The sequence below is a fragment of the Galbibacter sp. genome (assembly GCF_048266365.1).
In the GTDB taxonomy this organism is placed as follows: domain Bacteria; phylum Bacteroidota; class Bacteroidia; order Flavobacteriales; family Flavobacteriaceae; genus Galbibacter.
Genome location: NZ_JBLWZP010000003.1, coordinates 146,314 through 167,966 on the forward strand (window position 1 = coordinate 146,314; position 21,653 = coordinate 167,966).

Genomic DNA, 21,653 nt, shown 5'->3' on the forward strand with positions numbered 1-21,653 from the left:
TTAATTTTTTATAATTGCAAATTAGTAAACAACTTTCACTTTAAAGGCCGGCGATACTGATTTTCCATTTTTAAAGGTATTCCCCTGACCGGAGAGCTTGAGCTTGTTCATAGATTTCCAGCCCTGGTTAGATCGATAATAAGCATTTGAAGCATCCGGTTTTTCTTGGACTCCTCTAAAAATAGGCCCATATCGCATGGTTTTAACATCATGATACAAGCTATCCCCTACCCGAAGATCTAGCTGTTCCTCATATTGATTTTCTAAAATAAACAAATGCTCTACGGCAATAAAAAAACCGTTTTCCGGGACTTTTATGCCGTATTCAGCCAAAGAAATCTTGATTTTTCTCTGTGATTTATGAGTCTGAATAACCAAATTACTACGCAATAAATCCTCAGCAGGACTTAAATCATTATTCGCACTAAAAACTCTCAATTTAAACTTTGTTTCCCATTTATATGGGGCATTGAGATAAACAGTCACCTCATCCAAATAGACATTTTCATCGGTTTTAAAGTCATTGGGATAATATCTGGCCAACACAGAAGGATATGCACCACCACTAAAGTTTCCTAGGCCAACCCATTGTTTACCGCTAAATGGATTCAAGGTACGGCTATGCTCTTTATCTTTATGATCATAAAGCACCACCTGTTCTAATTTCTCCACCATAGGGGTGAGGTAAATAACGCTATTCGAAAGCTCGTTGGAAGGCAACACCTTACTTTGATACCCTATACAGGAAATGCGAACATTCTCATCTAAGAGTGTGCTGTCTACCTCTAACAAAAACCTCCCCTTATCATTGGCTGTGGTTCCGTATTTTGTTCCTGTAAAAATAATATGAGCATATGGAATCGGCTGTGTTGTTTGCTTGTCCTTTAAGTCTCCTATCAATATTGACTTTTGAGCCTGACAAAACCCACCGACTATAAAAACCCCTGTACAGATTATGACTTGGGCGCGCTTAAGCATTAACCGAGTTTGGTATTCAGTTTCCTAAGTTTAATCGCGGTAAGCACCTTTTTAGTGTATCTTGGAAAGTCTGCATTCAATATCCAACCAAAATAACCCGGCTCTTGCTCCAAAACGTCCTCTACTTTCTTCCCCTTATGTTTACCAAAGGCAAAAACCTCAACACCATCGTCATCAAAGGCAATAAAGCCCGCAAAATCTGCTGTTACTCTTCGAGTAGTAAATTCAGCTAGAGATTTCATATCATTCTCAAGTTCATCATAACGATCCAATTGGGACTTCAACACCTCATAGGTAGCGTTGGTATCTGCTGCAGCGCTGTGCGCATCTACCAAGCTTTTACCACAATAGAATTTGTAAGCAGCCGAAAGGGTACGCTGTTCCATTTTGTGAAAAATGGTTTGCACATCCACACTTACTCTGCTTCCCATATCAAAGTCAATATCAGATCGAAGCATCTCCTCTGCAAGAACAGGGATATCAAAACGATCTGAGTTAAAGCCTGCCAAATCACTATCCTTAATCATCGTATAAATGGTTTTGGAGAGCTCTTTAAAGGTCGGTTCGTCTTTAACCCTTTCGTCTGTGATACCGTGAATCGCTGAGGATTCTGCTGGTATTGGCATCTGAGGATTGACCAGCCAGGTCTTACTTTCTTTGTTTCCGTTTGGAAATACTTTCAAAATTGAGATCTCCACAACGCGATCTTTGGCAACATCGATTCCAGTTGTTTCGAGGTCAAAAAAACAAATGGGTCTTGTTAATTTTAATTCCATGTACTTATGATTCAAACCCTAAATTTAGGACAAAACAAATTAAAACCCTGTTGAATTCAGGGTTTTAATTTTGTGATTATATTTTTTTATTGAGATCCCATGCCTCGAGATACTGAGCCATTCTTTGGATAAATTGGCCTCCGAGAGCTCCGTTAACCACGCGATGGTCATAACTGTGTGACAGGAACATCTTGTGACGAATTCCGATAAAGTCACCCTCCGGGGTTTCTATTACTGCTGGGACTTTTCGAATCGCACCCAAAGCTAGGATAGCCACTTGGGGTTGATTGATAATTGGAGTTCCCATCACACTTCCAAATGCTCCTACATTGGTTACGGTATAGGTGCCTTGTGTGATTTCGTCCGGTTTAAGCTTATTAGCTCTCGCTCTAGAAGCTAGGTCGTTCACGCGCTTAGCCATACCGACTAAATTCAATTGGTCTGCATTTTTAATTACAGGGACAATTAAATTTCCGTCATCCAGAGCAGCTGCCATTCCCAAGTTAATGTCTTTTTTCTTGATAACTTTATCCCCTTGAACAGAAATGTTGATCATTGGGAAATCTTTAATGGTCTTGGCTACGATTTGCATAAAGATTGGCGTAAAGGTTAACTTCTCTCCTTCGCGCTTTAAAAATTCGTCCTTAACCTTATTTCTCCAATTCCACACATTGGTCACGTCCACCTCGATAAAACTCTGAACATGTGCAGATGTTTTAATGCTATCAGTCATGTGTTGGGCAATTAATTTACCCATACGACTCATTTCAATAATTTCGTCTTGGCCGTTGACTGACACCGGAGCACTTTTAGCCTCAACAACTGCTGATTTTACCTCAGGTTGTTGCACCTTTTGTACTGCTTCTACCGATTTTTTCGGTGGTGATGTATCTTTACCATCCAGGTACTGGAGAATGTCATTTTTAGTGACACGCCCATCTTTACCAGTCCCTTTTATACCTTCTAACTCTTGAAGTGTAATGTTTTCTTGCTTTGCAATATTTTTAACCAAGGGCGAATAAAAACGCTCAGAAGTCGTAAAGTCCGGGACGGGTTCTAAACCTTGTTTAATAACATTTATCTCTGCCTCCAAATCCTTGGCGTAGGCCTCTTGTGCTTCTTGTGGCTCCTGTGATGCTGATTCCTCCACCTCAATTACTACATGATCACCATCAGTTTCTATGATTGCCAAAACATCTCCTACATTGGCTACATCATCAACATTAAAGAATTTCTCAACCAAAACTCCATCCACCTCACTTGGAACCTCGGAATCAACCTTATCGGTTGCAATTTCCAGAACGGCTTCATCAGCTTCAATGGTATCGCCAACTTCTTTTAACCAAGAAGTTATTGTCGCTTCCGCAACACTTTCCCCCATTTGAGGAAGTTTTAATTCTATTTTTGCCATATCAATAATCTAACGCTTTTAAATGATGTTATAATTGCGAAAATAATAAAAAATAAGCTTTTTTACTCACTATAATTTATTAAAACTTAAAATATTCGCTTATTGATCCTTCAACGAATTCTCAAATGGAATTCGATTTAGAATACTTCTTCCCAAGGTGACCTCGTCCGCATATTCCAATTCATCTCCCACTGCAATACCTCTAGCAATGGTAGAGGTTTTTATGGAATACTGCTCCAACTGTTTAAAGATATAAAAATTGGTTGTATCTCCCTCCATGGTCGAACTTAAGGCGAAGATAATTTCTTCAATCTCCCCCAATTTTACTTTTTCTACTAAACTTACGATGTTCAAATCAGAGGGGCCAACACCATCCATAGGAGAAATCTTCCCTCCTAGAACGTGATACACCCCCATGTACTGACCTGTGTTTTCAATGGCCATTACATCTCGAATGTCCTCTACTACACAAACCAAGCTTTTATCCCTTTTTGTGCTCGAACATATCTCGCACAGGTCTCGATCTGAGATATTGTTGCAATTTTTACAGTAACTCACGCGAGTTCGCAACATCTGTAAAGCCTCGGCTAATTCCAAAGTATGTTGCTCGGGTTGTCTGAGCAAATGCAATACCAATCGCAACGCGGTACGTTTTCCGATACCCGGCAATTGTGAAACTTCATTCACTGCGTTTTCCAATAATTTCGATGAAAATTCCATTGCTGCGAAATTACGATTTTAAGGCACAAATCTGAATAATATCCAATAGATTTGCAGTTCGATATTGAAAATTTGGTGATGAAACCTACCTATATCCTATTAATTCTAGCTTTATATTTTATAGTGCTGATGGTTATTTCTCTAATAACCAGCGACAAAGAAGAAGACAACGAAAACTTCTTCAAGGCTAAAAGACAATCCCCGTGGTTTGTGGTTGCCTTCGGCATGATAGGCGCTTCGCTTAGTGGGGTGACCTTTATTTCAGTTCCCGGCTGGGTAGAAGCTTCACAATTTAGCTATATGCAGGTCGTCTTGGGCTACCTCTTGGGATATGTGATCATAGGTACAATTTTACTCCCACTATATTACCGGTTAAACCTCACTTCCATATACACCTATTTGGAGCAGCGATTCGGCAAATACAGCTATAAAACCGGAGCTTCTTTTTTCATACTCTCAAGGGTAGTAGGTTCTAGTTTTCGGTTATTCCTTGTTGCTAATGTCTTACAGACCCTTGCCTTTGACGCCATGGGTATCCCTTACTGGTTAACCGTCACTATTACCATTATACTTATTTGGTTATACACCTTTAAAAGCGGCATAAAGACTGTTGTTTGGACAGATACCCTGCAGACGCTCTTTATGTTAATCGCCTTAGGCGTAACTGTGGTTACCCTCTATAATGAAATGAATATTACCCAAGGCATTGTTGCCTACATCTCTGACAGTTCACTTTCAAAAACATTCTTTTTTGATGACATCAATAGTGTAGATTACTTCTGGAAACAATTTTTATCCGGCGCCTTCATTGCCGTCGTAATGACAGGACTAGATCAAGATATGATGCAGAAAAACCTGAGTTGCCGCACCCTTAAGGATTCTCAAAAAAATATGTTTTGGTTCACGATAATTCTAACTGTGGTAAACCTAGCATTTATGTGCCTAGGAGTACTATTAACGCTATATGCGCGACAACATGGTATTGATGCACACAAAGACGAATTGTTCCCCATATTGGCTAAAAACTATTTAGGCCCTATAGTATTTCTATCCTTTATTATCGGACTCATCGCAGCCGCATACAGTAGTGCAGACAGTGCGTTAACTTCCTTAACGACCAGCTTTAGCGTTGACATATTGGAGATTGACAAAAAGCATCCTACTCAAGATCAGGTGAGGATCCGAAAACGGGTACATATCCTATTCTCATTGCTTTTAATTTTTGTAATTATAAGCTTTAAATACCTCATCAAAGATGAAAGTGTCATTGCCAAACTATTTGTCTTTACCGGTTATACTTACGGCCCATTGCTGGGCATGTATAGTTTTGGATTATTCACTTCACTGATGACCAAAGACAAACTCATCCCATATATTGCAGTGTGTTCTCCCGTACTTGCTTATTTCATTAGCCTGTACACCAATCGTTGGTTTGGATTTGATTTCGGCTTTTTTGTGCTGATCCTAAATGGCACATTGACCTTTCTCGGACTTTTAATTTTTAGTGATTTCAAGTCTGGCAAAAAATACGAATCAGTACTGCCCGGTAGAAAGTAACACCAAAGTACAGGCTTCTTCTACCGTTATCCCTGCGGATTTTAAAATCTCGTAAAATTGAGGATTTTCAGTTCCTGGATTAAAAAGTACACGTCTGGGCTGTAAACCAACAATATATTGATAATAGTCCTCCTGCCTTTTAGGGTTCAGGTATAGGCTGACGGTGTCAATGTTTTTAAAATCTTCCCGCTCGGTTGATATCGAAATCCCAGACACATTTCCCGCTTTCAGACCAATAGCAACGGTCTCTATACTGTTGGCTGATAAGCGCTTAAGAGCAAGATAACTGTAGCGACTTGGATTAAGAGATGCACCTATGACTAAAGTTTTTTTCATGTTAAAATTCGTTAAATATTGTAACAGTTTTAAAAATCGGTCGTCCATTAGTTAATATCAATTAACAATCAAAAAACGATCAATCAATGAAACATGCAATCTTATTCTGCACGTTATTAATTTCCTTTTTTTCATTTGGACAAAACAACGCCCAATCCGATGTTTTACCAAAAATAGGAACAATTAACGGAATAGTAATCGACCAATCCCTAAATCAACCGATCCCGTACGCCACAGTGACCATAAAATCAAATCAGGTTGTCATCCAAGGGAGTATTACAAAAGAAGATGGAAGTTTTCAACTTAGTAATATCGGCCAGGGCACCTACACACTTGAAGTCCAGTTTATAGGATATCAAACCTACCACAAAACCTTTGACATCACAGCCAAAAACCCTAAAGTCGATATCGGCACAATTAGTTTAGCTGAAAATATCACTGAGCTCGAAGGCGTAGATGTCGTAGCCGAGCGATCAACTATCGAACAAAAAATTGATCGAAAAGTGATTAATGTCGGTAAGGATCTGACTACTCAAGGCGCATCAGCATCAGACATCATGAATAACCTACCATCGGTTAATGTGGATCAACAAACTGGTGAATTGAGTATGCGTGGAAACTCCAATGTAAGGGTTATGGTGGACGGAAAGCTTTCTAACGTACCTGTGGCTCAGCTTTTAAAACAAATACCATCAACTTCAATCAAACAAATTGAATTGATCACCAACCCTTCTGCAAAATATAATCCAGAAGGAATGAGTGGTATTATCAACATTATCCTTCGTAAAAATGCTATGAACGGTTTTAATGGGAACTTAAGTCTTGGACTAGCCTATCAGGATGAGGCTAAATTCAATAGTGCTATAGATCTGAATTACCGAAGTGGAAAGTTCAACTTCTATGGAAGTTATGGAAATACCATCAGGAAGGGGGCCAATGGTGGTAAGATTGAAAGATTTGATGATCCCGGATCGACAGAGTTCAATGAAAACCAATTACAGCTACTGGACTTCCTTGACAATAGCAAATCCCATCTTTATAAACTTGGTGTTGATTATTACATCAATGAAAAAAATACTGTTTCTGTTTTCACCAATCAAAATTTATACGACGGTAAGTTTGACGGTCAAACGGATATTATAAATATGGACCCCAGTGTCTCAGATATGAAACAGGTATTTATACAAAAAAGCAATAATCACAATGAACAATACAATTTTGATTATAAAAGAGATTTTGAAAAGGACGGTCATAATATAGAATTCGAGATCGATTATAGTAATTATGAAAATAACGAAGATGCTGATTTTAGATTTTTGGGGACTTCAAGTCAACCTGATTATCTGGATTTTGTAGACACTAAAAGACAACAAACCGTTGCAAATTTAGATTATGTCAATCCACTTTCAGAGACAGCCAAAGTAGAACTTGGTCTCGAATACCGCACCTATGAGACGGATGTAGATTATAGCTCAACCGGCTTTAGTTTTAATGAACAAGGTGACTTAATTCCAACCCCGGACACTGATTTCATCTACGCCATGGATATCTATTCTGCCTATGCGACTTTTAGCCAAAGCTTTGAGAAATGGAGCTATCAAGTAGGAGCGCGCATGGAAGATGTAGGGGTTACTGCAGACACCAACACTGTGCGGAGCTTCACCGATGATTATTTACAAATTTACCCTTCCGCATTTGTTACTTATTCACTTAGTGAAAAAAATCAATTTCAATTAAGCTTCAGCCGTAGGGTTGACCGTCCCGGTCTAGGTCAAGTGAATCCAATTAGAGAGTGGAGTACCCCTAAAATATCCTCCTATGGTAATGATGAACTTTTACCACAATTCACCAACTCCTATGAGCTCAATTATACTAGAAGATTGGAGCATGGAAGCCTCACCTTCGGGCTGTACTACAGAACCATAGAAGATGAAATCAACCAAGTTCTCTATGTGGACCGAATAGACCTAACTAAGCAGATACTCACTTTTGACAATTTTGACAATACCAACGCTTACGGATTTGAGATCTCATCCAATTACAAACCACTAAGTTGGTGGAACATCAACGCCAGTGTTGACATGTATACCCAGACACAACGTGGTCTGACTGAGATCTTAAGACCTAGTGACAATGACCTCAGCGTTGATGATATCATAACCCAAGAAGTGGAAGTAGATAATGTCGCATTCAATGCAAGATTGAATAATAATTTCACCATCACTAAAAACCTCAGCTTATCCCTATTTGGCTTCTATAGAGGCGAAAACGAAAGCTTGCAGCTGACTTCAGAACCTATGTATTTCGTTAACACGGGTGCACGCTATAGCTTCGCCGGAGGAAAAGGAAGTTTCAGTTTAAATTTTAACGATGTGTTCAATACGATGAAATTTAGTTTTGAAGGCGAACGTCCATACAAACAAAACGGATCTTTCCATTGGGAAAGTAGAACCATATATGCTGGCCTCACCTATAGATTTGGTGGTGGTAAAAACAGAAGAGTGGATCGCAAATCACGAGAATCCAACACCAAGCAATCCAGCGGTGGTTTTATGTAAAAGAATGTTTACTGCAATTTTCTCATTAAAGTTGATGGTTAGTGTTATTTGCTGTAAACATAAAACCCGGGACTTCCCCCGGGTTTTAAATTTTATAGCTATCACATATTAAAATTTAATAATCAAAACGCTTGAAGGCCTCAATGGCTGCATAATCTGCCAGTCCTAGTTCTCGGTAGCGTTGTGCGGTTTCTTTATTGCGCTCCTCAGCGCGAACCCAAAATTCCCTTAGATCCTCTCCTTGAAACAACACGCCGTCTTTTTGACTTTGATGGAAGAAAATTGCTCTTCGTTTTCTGAGCACTTGATCCGGGCTCATTGGTACAGCCATATCTATTTCGTGGATATCCCACTCATGCCAAGCTCCCCTGTAGAGCCACAACCAACAATCCTTCATATAAGGTTGAGATTTCAGTTCCGCCAAGGCTTTAAACACAGCGTCTAAACACACCTTATGGGTACCGTGAGGATCTGCCAGATCCCCGGCAGCATATACCTGATGAGGCTTGATTTCACTAATTAAATTTTTGACAATTAAAATATCCTCTTTGGATAAGGGGTTCTTTTTAATGGTACCCGTTTCGTAAAAAGGAAGAGTTAAAAAATGAACTTGAGCGTCTGGCACCTCCAGATAACGTGTTGCAGCTATAGATTCTCTTTTTCTAATTAATCCTTTTAATTCACGGACTTCAATAGGATCAATTTCATTCTCTTGTTGATTCCTAATTCCCTGAGCTGCTTTTAGTAATTTATCCACACCCCCACCATTTGGCAAGAAATCCATGGCTACTTCAGCAAATTTAAGTGCGTCAGCATTGGAAACCGCAATATTTCCTGAGGTCTGATATGCAATGTGCACCTCATGTCCTTGTTCTACAAGCCGATCAAATGTTCCTCCCATGGAGATGACATCATCATCAGGATGCGGACTGAATATAATAACACGTTTTCGCTCCGGAGATTTTCGCTCTGGTCGGTTGCTATCATCGGCATTTGGTTTGCCTCCCGGCCAACCAGAAATCGTATGTTGTAATTTATTAAACATATCAATGTTTAACTGATAACTGGAGCCTTTTTCCGCGATTAGCGAAGCCAAACCGTTTTCGTTATAATCCTTATCGGTTAATCTAAGAATTGACTTCTCTACCTTACTACACAGCCAAACGACTGCTCGCTTCATCAAGGGTTCAGTCCATTGCACCTCACCTACCAGCCATGGTGATTCGTATCGCGTTAACATCGAAGCAGCTTCTGTATTAAGTACCATGGTTGTATTGAGATGTTCCTGCAAATAGGTCGCAGGAATCTGAGGTAGAATTTCTCCCTCAATAGTTTCTTTGACTACTTCAGCCTTTTTATGCCCCCAGGCCAGTAGTACGATTCGCTTTGATAAGAACACCGTACCCACACCCATTGTAATTGCCTTTTTAGGCACGTTTTCAATACCGTGGAAACCTGATGAGGCATCTTCTCTAGTTAATTGATCTAGAGTAATACTTCTTGTAATGGAATTGTAGTGAGAACCAGGTTCGTTAAATCCAATATGTCCTGTTCTACCAATACCTAATAATTGGAAATCAATACCGCCATAAGATTTTATTCTTTTCTCATATTCTTGACAATATTCTTTAATATCTTCTTGGGCAATTGTGCCATCAGGAATGTTAATATTTTCTTTGGGAATATCAATGTGATTGAACAGATGCTCATTCATAAAATGGTGGTAACTGTGGATACTCTCAGGATTCATCGGAAAGTACTCATCCAAATTAAAACTCACCACATTTTTAAAACTCAAGCCTCCCTCCCTATGCATTTTCACCAGTTCATCATAAACCCGAATTGGAGAAGAACCGGTGGCGAGCCCTAAAACACAGGTTTCTCCTTTTTCATTCTTCTCAACAATCAGTTCAGCAATTTCTTTAGCTACCAAAAGAGAAGCCTCTGAAGAACTTTCAAAAACGACATTGTGAATTTTCTCGTAACGGTTGTCTTCATGCGATCCCGCTTTCTCGTATGCTATTGATTTATTCTCAATTAAGTGTTCCATAAACAGTATATGTTAAAGCTATTTTACTAAAGTTATGACATTCTTGAACAACTAACAACCTTAATTGAAAAGTTAGCACTATCCTAACAGTATATTACAAAGTCTCCAGATCTTTTGATCGATAAGTACGTAGCTTATGATCTTTAGGATCCAATTCAGTGATTAAGGTGTCTATTTCACTCAGGCCACAAACGCCATAATTTTGACGAACATTCAGCTTATTAGAATCGGCTAAAGCTATTGTTCTATCCGAAGCTGCAATCATTGCTTTTTTAACTAGAGAAACCTCATAGCCCTCATCGGTGATCCCATTGGTAATATTGATACTACTGACCCCGATAAAACATATATCTGCAGCGATACCGGAGAGCAGTTGGACCACATCTATTCCTACCGTTACCATAGACTTTTTATTGATCTTTCCACCGATGAATATCACTTCAATAGAAGGGTGTTCTGAAAGTTGCATTGCAATAGGCAAACTATAGGTATAGACCGTAGCATTTAAATCTTTTGGAAATTGCTTGGCAAGCATGAGATTGGTCGTTCCACCGCTAATGATGATCACCATACCGTCTTTCATCAGCTTAGCAGCTTTTTTAGAAATGGCATTTTTCGCATCCCTATTGAAAATCATGTCTTCATTATAATGATACAGTTTCTGAATGGTAGACACCGCACCTCCATGAACTTTCAAAATCAGCCCTTTTTTATCGAGCTCATTGAGATCCCTGCGTATGGTATCCTCTGAAACCTTTAATTTTCTCGCTAAAAAATTTGAAGATACATTACGGTTAATCCGCACCTCTTCCACAATGATATCTTGTCTATCTCTCTTTTGCATGTTTTCGGTAATTTTACTTAAAATCCAATATTCGATTCCGTTAACACGTAAAATTAAGGCATTTTTTTATTTATTAATGCATAAATATTGCATTTTTAATCATTTTAGATGACAGATTAATGAAATAAATGTATCTTACCCTCGCAATATTAGGCTGAATTAATTTCAAACCATGAGGTTTTACGCCCAATGGGCCAGTGCACTTTGAACTCTAATAAAACGACATTTTTCATGAATACCACCTTATTTCTAGCCGTATTTATAGCCTATTTCTTAGTTCTTGCAGGAATCTCTCGCTTAGTTTCCAGAAAATCAGGAACAGATGCTTACTATACAGGTGATCGTGAATCACCATGGCCCCTAGTGGCTTACGGAATGATTGGGGCGGCCATGTCAGGGGTTACTTTTATTTCTATACCGGGAATGGTTTCGAACAACTTTCTGTATTACTTTCAATTTGTCTTAGGAAATATGATTGGGTATAGTTTTATCGTTTTTGTTTTAATCCCTATTTACTACAAGCTAAAATTGGTATCCATTTACACCTATCTATCCAATAGGTTTGGATTCTATTCTTATAAGACAGGCTCACTTTTCTTTATCATTTCTCAATCCTTTGGTGCTGCTTTAAGATTACTTTTAGCGGCAAAGGTTTTAGATTATGCACTTTTTGATCCTTTGGGAATTCCGTTTCCTATAGCGGTTATTATCGTTCTTATCATCATTTGGCTTTACACCAATAAATCAGGTATAAAAACCATTGTATGGACAGATGCCTTACAAACCACATTTTTAATTTCTGCCGCGTTTGTTTCCATATTTGCGATTCAGGATGCCATGGATCTAAGTCTATCACAGACCATTGACACCATGACTTCCCATAAGTACTTTCAAGTTTTTGATTGGGATCCTAAATCAGGAAACAATTTCTTTAAACAGATCATCTCAGGTGTTCTCATTGCGATCGCCATGATGGGATTGGATCAAAATATGATGCAGAAGACACTCACCTGTAAGTCCCCGGCTGACGCACAAAAAAACGCCTTGGTATTTAGTTTTATTTTGGCTCTTACACAGTTCCTATTTCTATGTTTAGGTGTCTTACTTTATATCTATGCGGAGAACAACGGAATATCTCTAGCCGTTGACGAAAATGGTAACTTCCTCAATACGGACGATCTTTTTCCAATGCTCGCACTAAATAAATTTGGAATGGCGGCAGCGATCACCTTTATTTTGGGAATCACAGCAGCGGCATTTTCCAGTGTGGATTCTTCCCTAACTGCACTGACGACCTCGTTCTCATATGACTTCTTAGATATGGAAAATAAATCGCCAGAAGAAAAGAGAAAAACCAAAAACATTGTTTTATTTGGATTTAATGTGGTTGTATTTGCTATCATGATAGGGTTTTCAAATAGTACAGGAGATATCATCACAAGTATTTTCAAAGTCGCAGGTTATACTTATGGGCCTCTCCTTGGTCTTTTCCTTCTAGGAATTTTCTCAAAAATTAACATCAAGGACAAATTCACGCCTATCATTTGTATATTGGCTCCAATTTTAACCTACGCTACAAGCGAGCTATTGCTTTATTATTTTAAATTTGATCTCGGCTTTATGAATATCTTTATAAACGCACTGATCACCATAGTTTTCTTAATCCTTATACGCACTAAAAAGGATGACCAACTTGCGACTCCATAAAGGATTTAATACCTAATAATAATAAAAGAAAAAAGCGATGAACCTCATTTAACTGATGGATCATTGCTTTATATATGTTTAAATATTGGGGGCACCCGAATTTTTTAAAGGCTTTTGTCTACCATTTGATAATAGCACTTGCCCAAGTAAATCCACTACCAAAAGCTGCTAGAACCACGGTGTCGCCTTCCTTGACCTTCCCTAATTCCCAAGCTTCAGTCAAGGCAATCGGAATAGATGCAGCTGTTGTATTACCGTACTTCATGATATTGTTATACACCTTGTCATCGGAAAGCTTAAACTTGTGCTGTATAAATTGAGAAATTCTAAGGTTGGCTTGATGAGGCACTAATAGGTCTATATCTTCTTTAGTGAGGTTGTTAGCCTCCAAACCTTCTGTAATTACCTCGCTAAAACGTGCTACTGCGTGTTTAAACACAAATTGTCCGTTCATGTATGGATAATAAGATGGATTCTCAGAATCTTCTTCTTCCAATATGTCGGTCACCCAACGTTTCCCCATTCCCGGAGCAGTAAGAGCAAGTTGCTCAGCATGTTCTCCTTCTGAGTGCAAGTGTGTGGAAAGTATACCTTTGGAGGTATCTTCTTCCCTACACAATACAGCGGCTCCTGCGCCATCCCCAAAGATCACGGAAACACCTCTCCCTCGAGTAGTCATATCCAATCCTTTTGAATGAAGTTCAGAGCCTATAACTAGAATGTTTTTATACATTCCGGTTTTAATATATTGATCGGCTACTGAGAGTGCATAAACAAAACCAGAACACTGGTTTCTTACATCCAATGCACCTACGGTACGTAATCCTAAATCGCGTTGTACCAAGACTCCGGGACCTGGAAAATAATAGTCCGGACTTAGTGTGGCAAAGACCACAAAATCAATTTCATCTTTTTGCAAGCCAGAACGCTCGATGGCAATTTCAGCCGCTTTAACTCCCATACTGGTAGTCGTATCCCCATCACCATTAACAACGTGACGACGTTCTTTTATTCCTGTTCTTTCTTGAATCCAAGCATCATTAGTATCCATCACCTTGGATAAATCATCATTGGATACCACATGTGAAGGCACATAATAGCCTAATCCTGAAATTTTTGAATTGTACATGTATTGTGTGCTTTAATAATTTAAAAATAGAATCTATTTAGTTGCGAAAATTAAACAAATCAGCCCTGCAAGTTACATATAATTAACATATAGTTAAATACCAAAACCTTTAAAACACTACTTTTCTTCTACATAATCTTGTAGATAGTTATACAGTTCGGTTAATTTTCCACCAGAGGTCATTTTTGCGCGTTGGAGTACCCCGTCGTTATCCTTGTTAAACAATGCAGGAATTACGTGGTTAATAAAGCTCGCTCCAAATTCTTCACTAGCATCCGCAGGGATTTCGCACGGTAAGTTATCTACGGCCATAACTGCTATAGCTTCCGGGTTTTTAAAATCTGTCTCCCGCGCTGTGGTAGGATCATATCCATAAATAGGATCTGCTATGGTTGATGGCCGAATGGTCGTGGCTACAGGTCCGTCGATATCACAACTGATGTCCGCAACTACTTTAACATTAAAATCAGCTGACTTTACATCCTCTCTAGTGTACAAGTATGGTGCTCCATCACCATAAAAATGCCCTGCAATATACATATCACTGCATTGTGCGAAGCGCATAAAATCGGACTGATAATACTGCGGATTTTTATAAAAATCAGGAATACTCGGTTCTTCCCCATCGATTCTTTTATTGTAGTCCAAAACTTCGATTTGACAGTACACGGATTGATCGAAGGACTTATTAATGTAATCGGAGACTTCGACTTCTATTATCCCCATGGCATCTAAAATTTCTTTTACACCACCACTAACGCGTCCTTTACCACTGACGACGATCTTTATATTTGGAAGTTTTATATACTGTAGTTCACTAATCAAACCATCTATACCAGATAAGGTCTCTGCTTTTGGCAAATCAAAAAGATCAAACTTTAATCCATAGGTACGGATACCATTATAAGCTCCTACTATTCCGGCGTAGCGACCAAAGGCTACCAGGCGCTGCCCTTCCTTATTTGTAATTACTTCATGATCGTACAGTTCAATATTCAAATCTAGCACTGCTTGAAGAAGCTTACGATTATAAGATTGTTTTTTAATGGTATGAGAGAAGAAAAAATATTTTTTATTCGGAATTAAAGCTTCAATAGGCACTTCTTTTACCCCTAACAATACGTCACATTGCTGCATGTTATCAGTAAGCTCAAATCCCGCATCTACGTATGCTTGATCACTAAATACCCGTATTGGTGAAGGTTCTATTAAAATTTCTGCTTCAGGAAATTTTTCTTTGACAATTTGACAGGCCTTCGGACCCAATACCACCCTGCGATCCGGCGGATTCTTGCGTTCTCTTATAATTCCAATCTTCATAAATAACTTGGTATAAAATTTGTTCTAAAATACATGCTTGGTTGTAGATGTGCAAGTTTCCGATAAAATGTATTACATTTGCAACCCTTTTAGAATTAATCAGAATACGAATTCTAAAGAGCAACGTTCTTTAACAACATATTGGGGTCGACTGGTTTTGACAGCGAGTCTAATTGACTTGTAAGCATGCAGAGCGCTGAGATACAGCTCTTAAATATCATATTTCAACCTTTTTAAATGGCGAGAATAACTACGCTCTTGCTGCCTAATCTGAATTCATAGTAGGATTTGGCCATGTTTCCGCAAGGCGGAAAGGCGAGATGTCTCTGAGCAGCCCTTGTTGATGGCGGCTCATCATGAGGCACCATAAAAGTCAACATAGAGACTTTGTAGCTTCGACAAAGTTTCAAAACTAAAGAAGCTAAGCTATTAGTGGGCGGTTTTCGGTCAGCTAATAGTCGACAATTAAACGAGGACTAAGCATGTAGAAAGCATTTTAATTGCTTGTTTGGACGGGAGTTCGATTCTCCCCGACTCCACTTTTTGGACAACAATCCATATCACAAACCCTGTAATCAGTTGATTTACAGGGTTTTTTATTTTTTGAAGGAAAATATAAGGGGGAAATAACGATATTCTTACAATGAATAAAAACGAGCTTATACAGGATTTTCTAATAATCTCGTCTATCAAAATGATGAGCATTTAAAAAGATTGCCATAGGTTTTTAAAACTGACTAAAGTCAGCAATACGTGATTACTCCAGTATAAAAGCACCTCTACCTTTAAAAAGAGGAAATGAAATAATTTATATACTAACTATAGACAATACAGATTAAAATTATAAGAAAATATCTCATTTTTTTTCGAGGTATACTGACAAAGGTCATTGTGATTTAACCATGTAGGCGAGAATCCGCTGGATAATTTGATGAAAAAACTTACAAAACCGACCCTATCTATATTCACTAGATTAACAATATCGTCTACTCTTACCTAATTTTAACCGAAGATTTAGAGACTGTCTTACCCTGTCTGACCTGATTTTTAATATCCGTAAAATCATTTTTACTGAAGTTCAAATTCTTTGACCCACTTCCCAGTATGCGAATAGCAGCACTATTGGTTTCTTTAAAGCTTAAACCCTTTACATTTACATTTTTACAATTATATAAGGTAAGAGCCTCATCTTGTGAAATCACCTTTACATTGACTAGGGTTAAGCCATCGGCATCAATCGCCGTAATACCTTGCTGAGTTTGAAATACCGCATTTTCAAGACTAACGTTTTTTAGGTTCATTTCAGGCAAACCCATAAAAAATGCTGCTTTTTTCGAAGCAATCGCACGTATATTTTTTATCGAAATATTCTTAAAAGAAGGAGTTTCTTCCGTTACGGGTTGAGGCTTTTCATCTCTGGACTCATCCTCAGCACTTTGATCTTCTTCTAAAATTGGTGAATTTCCACCGTAGAATAAATTAAAGCGTATGGTCTCTGTAGGAATATTGATCATATCAATGTCACTTATGTAAATATTTTCAACAATTCCACCACGACCACGAGTGCTTTTAAAACGCAAACCGACATCAGTCCCGATAAAGGTGCATTTAGAGACATGTATATTTTTAACGCCACCTGACATCTCACTCCCTATAACAAAACCGCCATGACCGTGATAAACAATATTATTTTTTACAATGACATTCTCTGTCGGCATACCACGGTCGCGTCCATCCTTATTTTTTCCGGATTTAAAGCAAATCGCATCGTCTCCAACATCAAAAGTATTGTTGTATATCAAGACATTTTTACAAGACTCTAAATCAAGGCCATCCCCATTTTGAGAATACCACGGATTCTTTACATCCAGGTTTCGAATGATAATATTTTCACTCATTAAAGGATGAATATTCCAGGCCGGTGAATTTTGAAAAGTCGGTCCATCCAAAAGTACTGTTTTACTTTTCAGAATGCTGACCATTACAGGCCGCAAAAAATCCTTTACCCTAGCCAATTGATCTTCGTCAATTAAATCCGGAACGTTGAAATTACTACTGCTGTTATAACCCAATTTAGATTTTTCTGACGGAAACCACATTTTATCGTCATCGGAAAGTACCCCACCTGATTTCATAAGATTATTCCACTGACTGGAGGTCATTTTTCCTCTTTTAACGGGTCTCCAGGCGTCACCGTTTCCGTCTATGGTTCCTTTACCGGTAATAGCAACGTTTTCCACCCCCTTTATAGAAATCGGAGATTGATTTCTAATGGTATTCAAGCCTTCAAAGCTCGTTTTAACAAGCTTGTAATCATCAAAATCACGACTAAAAAGCAACAGTGCTCCTAATTCGAGATGGAGATTTATATTGCTCTTTAGCTCAATAGGTCCTGTTAACCAAATTCCTCGAGGAATAATCACTTTCCCGCCTCCCTTCTCGTGAACCGCTGCAATAGCAGCTGATATGGCTTCTGTGTTCTTGGTAAGGCCGCCGTCTTCTGCTCCAAAGTCAATGATACTTACCGAATAATTTGGAAATTGAGGCTCCGGTACTTTGGGCATATCAAATTCCACACCTTCATATACTTCTTCCATTGTCATTTCCTGGGCAGTCATCACCCCTATAAAAAACACTACTAAAATACAGAGTCCTAATTTTTTCATTTTTAGATTTTTTTGCTTTTTAACTTTCGTAAGTTTATTACCATAATAAAAGATAATTTAGCGGCAACCCAATAAAGTTTTACCCGCATTCAATCAAAATTAACCATAGCCTTGATCACCCCCGTTTTAGGAATTAACCAAGAATCAAAATGTGAAATCATATCCGTAAAATGAACTTGATGCGTTACAAATGATTTCGTCGGAAATTCTTTTATATGCCTTATCACAAACTGAAAATCTTCCAAGGTTGCATTTCGGCTGCATTTTAGGGTAGTTTCTTTCGCATGAATTTTAGGATGCGAATAACACAATTCCTCCTTAGAAAGTCCAACTAGAATAAATTCGCCCCCATGTGCCATATAATCAATTCCGCTTTCCAGAGCTTTTTTACTCCCTGTAGCGTCGAAAACTGCTGTTGCCATATCTGTATTGGTGAGTCGGGATATTTTGCTCACAGGATCTTCCAGGACATTAAACGCATATTGTACGCCAATCTGGTCTTGAACGTAATGCAAACGATCTTTATTAACATCCAGGGCAATTACATTTGCCCCGGTTATTTGAGCAAGTTTCATCAAGCCTATGCCGATTGGGCCACAACCGATAACTACAATATAATCTCCCGGTTGAATGTTAGATCTTCTAAGAGCATGAGCACCAATGGCTAAAGGTTCAACAATAGCCATTTCATTATAGCTCAGATCATTTGCTGGCAGCAGTAAATCCGTACGAACTGAAATCACTTCTTGCATGCCTCCATCGGCGTGAACACCCAGCACCTGAATATTAGCACAGCAATTGGTTTTGCCCCTCTTACACGCAATGCAACTACCACAACTGACATAAGGCATTACAATTACCATATCCCCCGTCTTTAAGCCTTGGTCATTCCGGTCAATGTCGAGAATCTCTGCTGCCAATTCATGTCCAAGAATTCTGGGGTATTTAAAAAAAGCCTGATTCCCTGCATAAGCATGTAAATCCGTTCCACAAATACCAACTCTGTGAATCTTGAGCAAAGCCTCCCCATGGTTTTTAACAGGAACCTCTTTTTCTTTTATCTCAAAATTAGTAGGTTCTTGGCACACTATATACTTCATTGATTCGGTATTTATTGTTATCGTAAATTCAATTTTTTTGAACAATCATTCGAAATACTTTATTTGGCTATCGTAATGGTCAACGTCTCAGAGGTCAATCCTTCAGAGCTTGCCTTTAAAGTTATAGGTTCATTTTTGTAATTAGATTGGATGATCACCAGGCATTTACCATTAAAAGCCTTGCGCTGGTTTGCCTTAAAAGGCTCTAAGCTCGCCTGATATCCATTATCCACTCCGACAATTTTGCCACCGCCTGAGATGTCAAATTTCACCAAATTATCAGCTCTTGGAGCAAGCACCCCATTGTCATCCTGTATATTTACAGTGACAAATATAAGATCATTACCATCAGCTTTTACTGCTTCCTTATCACCAATTAATTCAATTTTTGCAGGAGCAGCTGCGGTTACTATCTCTCGCTGTAAAACAATTTCCCCGTCCTTTCGAGAAACCGCTTTTAGTTTCCCTGGTTCAAAAGGTACCTTCCAGGAAATATGCAAATCATCTCCTTGCTTGGATTTTATTCCTAAAGATTTTCCATTTAAAAACAATTCCACCTCATCAGCATTATTATAATACGCCCACACATCTACCATGGCTCCTTTGGACCAATTCCAATGTGGAAAAATATGCAATACATCTTCCTTGGTCCACTCACTTTGATACATATAATAAATATCCTTTGGAAAACCTGCTAAATCAATAATTCCGAAATAGGAGCTTCTTGCCGGATACGGATAAGGAATTGGTTCTCCTAAATAATCAAAACCTGTCCAAACGAACATTCCTGCCATAAAATCAAGTCTTTTAACCTCTTTCCAGGTCTGTTCATGAGTAGAACCCCAATAGGCAGAAATATGATCATAAGCAGAGACTGTTAAATCCTCGTTCCCGTCAAATTCGCCTTTATGAGAAGGTGGCCAGTACATAAGGCTGTCTGAAGGCATGTCGTAATGCCCCCTTGTCATCAAGCCGGATATACTTTCAGAAGAAAGTACTTTTTCTCCTTTAAATCGCTCCGGAAAATCCTTGTAAGCCTCGTGTTTATAATTAAACCCGAGAACATCCAAGACCCCTGATTGATAAATATAATTTTTCTCCGGAATATTCTCGGTAAGGGCAATAGTTACCGGTCTTGTGGTATCGAGCTCTTTCACTAGTGCCACCAATTCTTTAGTCATGGCGATGCCTGTACTGTCAAATTGTTCTCTAATTTCATTCCCGATGCTCCACATCATTATCGAAGGATGATTTCTATCTCTTAAAATCATATCGCTTAAATCCCGCTCATGCCACTGGTCCCAATTCAAATGGTAATCGTATTCAACTTTTTTCTTTTTCCACACATCAAAGGCTTCATCCTGTACAATAAAGCCCATACGATCTGTTAATTGCAATAGCTCGGGAGATGGTGGATTATGCGCGGTTCTAATCGCATTGACTCCCATCTCTTTTAAAATCCTTAAGCGTCGCTCTATGGCATGGATGTTAATCGCAGCACCCAGTGCACCTAAATCATGATGAAGACAAACGCCGTAAAGTTTCATATGCTCTCCATTGAGAAAGAAGCCCTCTTGAGCATCAAAACGAAACTTACGTATCCCCAAAGGGGTTTCATAAGTATCTAATAGTCTTGAGCCCTGATAAATCTTTGTTTGTATACTATACATATTAGGACGCTCCGGACTCCATAATTTTGGAGACTCCAGGCTAAAATTCATTTTTACATTCACATTCTTTTGTCCTGCGAGCTTCAGCAGCTGTTCCTTGGTTTCCACGGGTTGATTATCGGCATTGACAATACTACTGACCACCTTAATTTGGTCGAGATCAGCAGCTTCATTTTTTAACACTATGGCCAAATCAACCTCCGCAGTTTTTTCAGATACAACAGGGGTTGTCACAAACGTTCCCCAATGATCAACATAGACGGTATTCGTGGCAATTAATTTTACATTTCTGTAAATCCCGGAACCTGTATACCATCTGGAATTTGGTTGTGGAGAATTATCTACCTTAACCGCTATGCTGTTTTCTTGCCCAAACTTCAAATATGGTGTCAAATCGTATTGAAATGAAATATAGCCAAATGGGCGAATACCCAGGTAATTTCCGTTGATCCATACCTCAGAGTTTCTATACACCCCATCAAAGGAAATAAATACTTTGCGCTCGTTCCAGTCTGCCGGAATCTCAAAAGATTTTTGATACCAACCTATCCCTGCCGGAAGTGCTCCACCTTCTGGTTTAGTCGGGTGACTTTCATCAAATTCCCCCTCTATACTCCAATCGTGAGGTAGTTCCAAGCTACGCCAATCAGAGAGATCGACAGAGTGATTTATAGCCTCCGGATGATCTCCTAATTTAAACTTCCAATCTTTATTAAAATTTTGAACGATTCTGGCCTGTTTTACTTGGACTTCTGGTTCACAACCTAAGATCATGACAAAAGAAACCAAAGCAAAACAAAAATATGCTGTATTTAAATAGTTAATTTTCAT

15 protein-coding genes and 1 other RNA gene are annotated in these 21,653 nt (G+C 38.7%); 4 read left to right on the forward strand and 12 right to left on the reverse strand.

The features are described 5' to 3' along the window. Positions 1-21: 21 nt before the first annotated feature. The 4 genes from ACN0TV_RS06230 to recR all read right to left on the reverse strand — a co-directional run bounded on the left by ACN0TV_RS06230 (position 22) and on the right by recR (position 3,885). Positions 22-978 (reverse strand): carboxypeptidase-like regulatory domain-containing protein, encoded by a 957-nt coding sequence (locus tag ACN0TV_RS06230; RefSeq protein ID WP_417361179.1) that lies wholly within the window; start codon positions 976-978, stop codon positions 22-24. Next, positions 978-1,754 carry an exonuclease domain-containing protein gene (locus tag ACN0TV_RS06235; protein ID WP_417361181.1) on the reverse strand — a complete coding sequence of 259 codons (777 nt, stop codon included), beginning with the start codon at positions 1,752-1,754 and terminating at the stop codon, positions 978-980. The genes ACN0TV_RS06230 and ACN0TV_RS06235 overlap by 1 nt, the downstream gene beginning before the upstream one ends. Positions 1,755-1,830: 76 nt before the next feature. Continuing rightward, a complete protein-coding gene (locus ACN0TV_RS06240) occupies positions 1,831-3,165 on the reverse strand; it encodes a dihydrolipoamide acetyltransferase family protein (RefSeq protein ID WP_417361183.1) in 1,335 nt (444 codons plus the stop codon). A gap of 99 nt (positions 3,166-3,264) precedes the next feature. Next, the gene (recR, locus tag ACN0TV_RS06245) at positions 3,265-3,885 is read right to left on the reverse strand and encodes a recombination mediator RecR (RefSeq protein WP_417361185.1); all 621 of its coding nucleotides are present in this window, start codon (positions 3,883-3,885) and stop codon (positions 3,265-3,267) included. Positions 3,886-3,963: 78 nt separating this feature from the next. On the opposite strand from recR, the gene ACN0TV_RS06250 reads away from it, so the two are divergent. Further along, entirely contained in the window at positions 3,964-5,442 is a 1,479-nt protein-coding gene (locus ACN0TV_RS06250; RefSeq protein WP_417361187.1) for a sodium:solute symporter, read from the forward strand. On the opposite strand, the gene ACN0TV_RS06255 is transcribed toward ACN0TV_RS06250, so the two are convergent. Continuing rightward, positions 5,419-5,778, reverse strand: coding sequence for a CoA-binding protein (locus ACN0TV_RS06255; protein ID WP_417361189.1), 360 nt, complete (start codon positions 5,776-5,778; stop codon positions 5,419-5,421). The two genes, ACN0TV_RS06250 and ACN0TV_RS06255, sit on opposite strands and share 24 nt — an antisense overlap. An 86-nt stretch (positions 5,779-5,864) precedes the next feature. Here ACN0TV_RS06255 and ACN0TV_RS06260 point away from each other — a divergent pair, with 86 nt between their 5' ends. Further along, positions 5,865-8,336 carry a TonB-dependent receptor domain-containing protein gene (locus ACN0TV_RS06260; RefSeq protein WP_417361191.1) on the forward strand — a complete coding sequence of 824 codons (2,472 nt, stop codon included), beginning with the start codon at positions 5,865-5,867 and terminating at the stop codon, positions 8,334-8,336. Between the two features lie 115 nt (positions 8,337-8,451). Here ACN0TV_RS06260 and nagB read toward each other — a convergent pair whose 3' ends face one another. Both nagB and ACN0TV_RS06270 read right to left on the reverse strand, forming a co-directional pair. Beyond that, entirely contained in the window at positions 8,452-10,386 is a 1,935-nt protein-coding gene (gene nagB, locus ACN0TV_RS06265) for a glucosamine-6-phosphate deaminase (protein ID WP_417361192.1), read from the reverse strand. Between the two features lie 94 nt (positions 10,387-10,480). After that, positions 10,481-11,230, reverse strand: coding sequence for a DeoR/GlpR family DNA-binding transcription regulator (locus ACN0TV_RS06270; RefSeq protein WP_417361194.1), 750 nt, complete (start codon positions 11,228-11,230; stop codon positions 10,481-10,483). Positions 11,231-11,461: 231 nt separating this feature from the next. On the opposite strand from ACN0TV_RS06270, the gene ACN0TV_RS06275 reads away from it, so the two are divergent. Then, positions 11,462-12,937, forward strand: coding sequence for a sodium:solute symporter (locus tag ACN0TV_RS06275; protein WP_417361196.1), 1,476 nt, complete (start codon positions 11,462-11,464; stop codon positions 12,935-12,937). A gap of 118 nt (positions 12,938-13,055) precedes the next feature. On the opposite strand, the gene ACN0TV_RS06280 is transcribed toward ACN0TV_RS06275, so the two are convergent. Together ACN0TV_RS06280 and ACN0TV_RS06285 are read right to left on the reverse strand one after the other, a co-directional pair. Continuing rightward, positions 13,056-14,066, reverse strand: a complete 1,011-nt coding sequence (locus ACN0TV_RS06280) for a 3-oxoacyl-ACP synthase III family protein (protein WP_417361198.1) — start codon at positions 14,064-14,066, stop codon at positions 13,056-13,058. A gap of 117 nt (positions 14,067-14,183) precedes the next feature. Beyond that, the gene (locus ACN0TV_RS06285; RefSeq protein WP_417361200.1) at positions 14,184-15,386 is read right to left on the reverse strand and encodes an NAD(P)-dependent oxidoreductase; all 1,203 of its coding nucleotides are present in this window, start codon (positions 15,384-15,386) and stop codon (positions 14,184-14,186) included. Positions 15,387-15,529: 143 nt separating this feature from the next. Here ACN0TV_RS06285 and ssrA point away from each other — a divergent pair. Next, positions 15,530-15,928, forward strand: a transfer-messenger RNA (tmRNA) gene (ssrA, locus tag ACN0TV_RS06290). Positions 15,929-16,378: 450 nt separating this feature from the next. Here the strand turns inward: ssrA and ACN0TV_RS06295 are convergent. From ACN0TV_RS06295 to galB, 3 genes are all read right to left on the reverse strand, one after another. Further along, the gene (locus ACN0TV_RS06295) at positions 16,379-18,052 is read right to left on the reverse strand and encodes a glycoside hydrolase family 28 protein (RefSeq protein WP_417361202.1); all 1,674 of its coding nucleotides are present in this window, start codon (positions 18,050-18,052) and stop codon (positions 16,379-16,381) included. An 89-nt stretch (positions 18,053-18,141) separates the two neighbouring features. Then, on the reverse strand, positions 18,142-19,152 hold the full coding sequence (locus tag ACN0TV_RS06300) for a zinc-binding alcohol dehydrogenase family protein (RefSeq protein ID WP_417361204.1): 1,011 nt from the start codon (positions 19,150-19,152) through the stop codon (positions 18,142-18,144). A 59-nt stretch (positions 19,153-19,211) separates the two neighbouring features. After that, complete coding sequence (galB, locus tag ACN0TV_RS06305; protein ID WP_417361206.1) at positions 19,212-21,653, reverse strand: beta-galactosidase GalB; 2,442 nt, start codon at positions 21,651-21,653, stop codon at positions 19,212-19,214.

Bases quoted from the DNA above. Each gene is read 5' to 3' on its own strand.
- ACN0TV_RS06230 (WP_417361179.1), bottom strand. From the start codon at position 978: ATGCTTAAGCGCGCCCAAGTCATAATCTGTACAGGGGTTTTTATAGTC.
- ACN0TV_RS06235 (WP_417361181.1), bottom strand. From the start codon at position 1,754: ATGGAATTAAAATTAACAAGACCCATTTGTTTTTTTGACCTCGAAACA.
- ACN0TV_RS06240 (WP_417361183.1), bottom strand. From the start codon at position 3,165: ATGGCAAAAATAGAATTAAAACTTCCTCAAATGGGGGAAAGTGTTGCG.
- recR (WP_417361185.1), bottom strand. From the start codon at position 3,885: ATGGAATTTTCATCGAAATTATTGGAAAACGCAGTGAATGAAGTTTCA.
- ACN0TV_RS06250 (WP_417361187.1), top strand. From the start codon at position 3,964: ATGAAACCTACCTATATCCTATTAATTCTAGCTTTATATTTTATAGTG.
- ACN0TV_RS06255 (WP_417361189.1), bottom strand. From the start codon at position 5,778: ATGAAAAAAACTTTAGTCATAGGTGCATCTCTTAATCCAAGTCGCTAC.
- ACN0TV_RS06260 (WP_417361191.1), top strand. From the start codon at position 5,865: ATGAAACATGCAATCTTATTCTGCACGTTATTAATTTCCTTTTTTTCA.
- nagB (WP_417361192.1), bottom strand. From the start codon at position 10,386: ATGGAACACTTAATTGAGAATAAATCAATAGCATACGAGAAAGCGGGA.
- ACN0TV_RS06270 (WP_417361194.1), bottom strand. From the start codon at position 11,230: ATGCAAAAGAGAGATAGACAAGATATCATTGTGGAAGAGGTGCGGATT.
- ACN0TV_RS06275 (WP_417361196.1), top strand. From the start codon at position 11,462: ATGAATACCACCTTATTTCTAGCCGTATTTATAGCCTATTTCTTAGTT.
- ACN0TV_RS06280 (WP_417361198.1), bottom strand. From the start codon at position 14,066: ATGTACAATTCAAAAATTTCAGGATTAGGCTATTATGTGCCTTCACAT.
- ACN0TV_RS06285 (WP_417361200.1), bottom strand. From the start codon at position 15,386: ATGAAGATTGGAATTATAAGAGAACGCAAGAATCCGCCGGATCGCAGG.
- ACN0TV_RS06295 (WP_417361202.1), bottom strand. From the start codon at position 18,052: ATGAAAAAATTAGGACTCTGTATTTTAGTAGTGTTTTTTATAGGGGTG.
- ACN0TV_RS06300 (WP_417361204.1), bottom strand. From the start codon at position 19,152: ATGAAGTATATAGTGTGCCAAGAACCTACTAATTTTGAGATAAAAGAA.
- galB (WP_417361206.1), bottom strand. From the start codon at position 21,653: ATGAAAATTAACTATTTAAATACAGCATATTTTTGTTTTGCTTTGGTT.